Here is a 3,788-nt window from a genome sequence, read left to right as displayed (position 1 = left end):
CGGTAAAGCGGATTTTGACGATCGACTTGATGCTTTTAAAGCCATATTTCCACGGCACCACCAGGCGAAGCGGCGCACCGTTCTGCTTGGGAAGCTCTCTGCCGTACATCCCCACACTCATCAGCGTCAGCGGATGCATTGCCTCGTCCATGCGCAGGCCCTCCATATAGGGCCAGTCTATAGTCGAAAATGCCGAGCGCTGGCCGCGCATTTCGGCCGGCCGGTACAGGGTTTCAAATTGGAGGTATTTCGCCTTACTCGTCGGCTCAAAGCGCTTAATCAAATGGCTGAGCGGAAAGCCCAACCAGGGGATGACCATCGACCAAGCTTCGACGCAGCGCAGGCGATAGATACGCTCTTCGATATCAACGGTTTTCAGCAGGTCTTCCAGGTGATAGCGGCCCGGCCTGGCAACCTCGCCAACCACCTCTACCGACCAAGGGTCTGTCGTCAAGGCATCGGCATACTTCGCCGGGTCGCCCTTATCAGTGCCGAACTCATAGAAATTATTGTATTGGCTGGCGTCCGCGAAAGGCGTCAGCGCCTCATTGGTGTAAAAGGGGTTATCAGCACGGCGATCAGCCGCCCTGAATGGCAACGCTGGTGATGGCGCCGCCAATGCGGCATGGGGCAGAGCTGCCAGCGCAGCGAAAGCCGCCGCGCCGCTTATCAATTCCCGCCGGCGCAGGTACAGCGACTCGGGGGTTATCTCACTGGCGGCAATCTTCGCCGCGCGTCCGATCAACATCAGCCCTCTTCTCCTCTATCGTATTCACTGCGGATAAGACCAGAAGGGCGGGCCGATGTTACAAGGGTGTGGAGGCCGACCCCTTCGCTCGTCTATATATCGCTTGTACGGGGCCCGACAGAGCATAGACCAGCACTAGTCCCAATAGAATTCGCGCCGGATCCACCGACACCAAGCCGAAGGCCAACACAACGAGAATCATCACCACAAAGGGCACCCGCCCTTTAAAGTCGATACCTTTAAAACTGTTATAACGCACATTGACGATCATCAACATGCCCACAAAGGCCATTAACACCCCGACCAGTACCGCCAGCTCGGTCGGCAAGTCGCTGCCCACCCAGCCCTCTTCCGCCGACACCCACACCACCCCGGCCATCACCGCCGCCGCTGCAGGGCTTGCCAAACCGGTAAAGAAGTTTTTGTCCGCGGTGTCAATCTGGGTATTAAAACGCGCCAGCCGCAAAGCGGCACAGGATACATAGATGAAGGCCACCGCCCAGCCAAATTTACCGAGGTCCGACACCCCCCAGCTAAATACCACCAGCGCCGGGGCCACGCCAAACGACACCATATCAGCAAGACTGTCGTATTCCGCGCCAAACTTGCTCTGGGCATTCATCAACCGCGCCACGCGGCCATCGAGCCCGTCAAACACCATCGCCACAAAGATGGCGATCGCTGCGGGCTCAAAACGGCCGTTCATTGCAGAGACAATGGCGAAAAATCCGGAAAACAATGCCGCCGTGGTAAACAGGTTGGGCAGCAAGTAGATGCCGCGCTTGCGCACGGTTTTACCGTCTACCGACACCTCCTCTTCGTGGTCATCGATCAACAGCAGGGCTTCTTTATCAAACGGCGGGATAGACTTCTTACCCGCTTGCTCGTCAGCCATAGTTTCCTTATCCATTAATAGTAGAGACGTATACGCGCATCATAAATTAAATAGTGCTGCGGTACGATGACTGTGCGCAGTCCCAGAACGCTTTCACCAGCGGGTCACTCAAGCGCCGGCGCCGCACCACAACACCGATATCCATGCTGGGCAGCTCTGGCTCCACAGCCACCACCCGCACACGCTCGCGCAAAAAAGAGGTATCCAGTACCAGATCGGGCACCACCCCTATACCCAGGCCGAGGCCGACTGTACTGACAATCGCCTCGTGGCCGCTGACCTGCGCATATACATTAGGCCTCAGGCCCTGCTGACGAAACCACTGCTCAATCAGACCGCGCGCGACGCCCCGCTCAGGCAAAATAAACGGCAATTCATTGAGAAGATCAACACTGACGTCACCGCCATCGCCAGCAATTCGCTCGCTGACCGCACAGGGGATATTCGGTACCAACAACTGCAGCGACGAGCGGCTGAGCGGCAAATAATCCAAGCTAGCCGCCAGTTGTGGCGGCCGCACCGTAATCCCAACGTCCTCGCCCCCATCGGCAATACGGTCTACCGCATCGGCCTGATCACCGGTGTGCAGCTTCAAATCGATACCGGGATAGCGCTGGCGAAAGACCTCTAATATGGTGCTCAGCACACTGTAGGCCGCCGTCACCGAGCAAAACAGGCTGATTTCCCCCTGCAGTGATTCGCCCTGCTGGTGCAGGCGCTGAGACAGTGACCGCCAGTTAAGTACCGCTTGCTCGGCGTAGCGCAAAAACTCCCGCCCCGCAGATGTCAAACGCACACTGCGCCGATCGCGCTCAAACAGCGCCACCCCCGCCTCATCTTCCAGCCGCTGAATGGCCCGACTGACCGCCGACACACTGAGATGCATCGCCTCCCCAGTCCGACCAAAGTGCAATGACTGGCTGAGATGAATAAAGACTTCCAGCTCCTTGGTATTCATTTACCGCGCCACCCAGCTAATTCGAATTACGCAACACAGTATCCACTATATATCAATTTACGCAACAAAAGAGACTTGCTAAAGTGCCCGCCACTGGGGAACCCTCCCCGCTAAGTATCACAACTTTTATATAACGTTTCGGGAGCCTCCTCATGGGTCAGAACTACTTCAACAGCCTGCCGCTGCGCCTGCAGCTGGAAGAGCTGGGCAAATGCCGCTTTATGGATCGCAGCGAATTCGCCGATGGCTGCAACTACCTTAAAGGTAAGAAAATTGTCATCGTTGGCTGCGGCGCCCAGGGCCTCAACCAAGGTTTGAACCTGCGCGACTCCGGCCTGGACGTTGCCTATGCACTGCGCGCTGAAGCCATTGCCGAGCAGCGTCAAAGCTGGAAAAACGCCACGGAGAACGGCTTTACCGTTGGCACCTATGAAGAACTGATTCCCAGCGCCGACGTAGTCATGAACCTGACTCCCGACAAACAGCACACGCCCGTCGTCAACGCCATCATGCCGCTGATGAAAGATGGCGCCTGCTTGGACTATGCCCACGGCTTCAACCTGGTTGAAGAAGGCATGCAAATCCGCAAAGACATCACCGTAGTCATGTGCTGCCCGAAATGCCCTGGCACTGAAGTGCGCGAAGAGTACAAGCGCGGCTTCGGCGTACCGACGCTAATCGCCGTACACCGCGAGAACGACCCCAAAGGCGAAGGCATGGCCATTGCCAAAGCACTGGCGTCAGGCACTGGCGGCGACCGCGCCGGCGTTCTGGAATCATCGCCTATCGCCGAAGTGAAATCTGACCTGATGGGCGAGCAGACCATCCTCTGCGGCATGCTGCAAACCGGCGCCATTCTGTGCTTCGACAAAATGGTTGCCGAAGGCATTGAGCCCGGCTACGCCTCTAAGCTGATTCAATACGGCTGGGAAACGGTCACCGAAGGCCTCAAGCACGGCGGCATTACCAATATGATGGACCGCCTGACCAACCCCGCCAAAGTCAAAGCCTTTGAACTGTCTGAAGAGCTGAAAGACATCATGCGCCCGCTGTATGAAAAGCATCAGGACGACATCATCAGCGGTCACTTCTCCAAGACCATGATGGAAGACTGGGCCAACGACGACAAAAACCTGTTGAACTGGCGCGCTGCCACTGCCGAGACGGCGTTTGAAAAGACTCCCGCT

General features: G+C 57.0%; 4 protein-coding genes. 1 reads left to right on the top strand and 3 read right to left on the bottom strand.

Annotation, left to right across the window (positions count from 1 at the left end):
- The 3 genes from msrP to ilvY form a co-directional block, all read right to left on the bottom strand.
- Positions 1-748: protein-methionine-sulfoxide reductase catalytic subunit MsrP (msrP, locus tag ABYM29_RS15135; protein ID WP_372865627.1), on the bottom strand; the 748-nt coding region annotated here is incomplete at its 3' end.
- A 58-nt stretch (positions 749-806) separates the two neighbouring features.
- The gene (gene pssA / locus ABYM29_RS15130; protein WP_372865626.1) at positions 807-1,643 is read right to left on the bottom strand and encodes a CDP-diacylglycerol--serine O-phosphatidyltransferase; all 837 of its coding nucleotides are present in this window, start codon (positions 1,641-1,643) and stop codon (positions 807-809) included.
- Between the two features lie 46 nt (positions 1,644-1,689).
- Positions 1,690-2,601 carry an HTH-type transcriptional activator IlvY gene (ilvY, locus tag ABYM29_RS15125; RefSeq protein WP_372865625.1) on the bottom strand — a complete coding sequence of 304 codons (912 nt, stop codon included), beginning with the start codon at positions 2,599-2,601 and terminating at the stop codon, positions 1,690-1,692.
- A gap of 152 nt (positions 2,602-2,753) precedes the next feature.
- Between ilvY and ilvC the strand changes: the two genes are divergently transcribed.
- On the top strand, positions 2,754-3,788 hold a 1,035-nt coding region (gene ilvC / locus ABYM29_RS15120; RefSeq protein ID WP_372865624.1), incomplete at its 3' end, for a ketol-acid reductoisomerase.

Source organism: Spongiibacter sp. (assembly GCF_041602295.1).
GTDB lineage: Bacteria > Pseudomonadota > Gammaproteobacteria > Pseudomonadales > Spongiibacteraceae > Spongiibacter.
This window is presented reverse-complemented; position numbering and strand designations above follow the sequence as displayed.

Excerpts from the sequence above, each read along its gene's own strand:
- pssA (WP_372865626.1), bottom strand. The coding sequence starts at position 1,643 with ATGGCTGACGAGCAAGCGGGTAAGAAGTCTATCCCGCCGTTTGATAAA.
- ilvY (WP_372865625.1), bottom strand. The coding sequence starts at position 2,601 with ATGAATACCAAGGAGCTGGAAGTCTTTATTCATCTCAGCCAGTCATTG.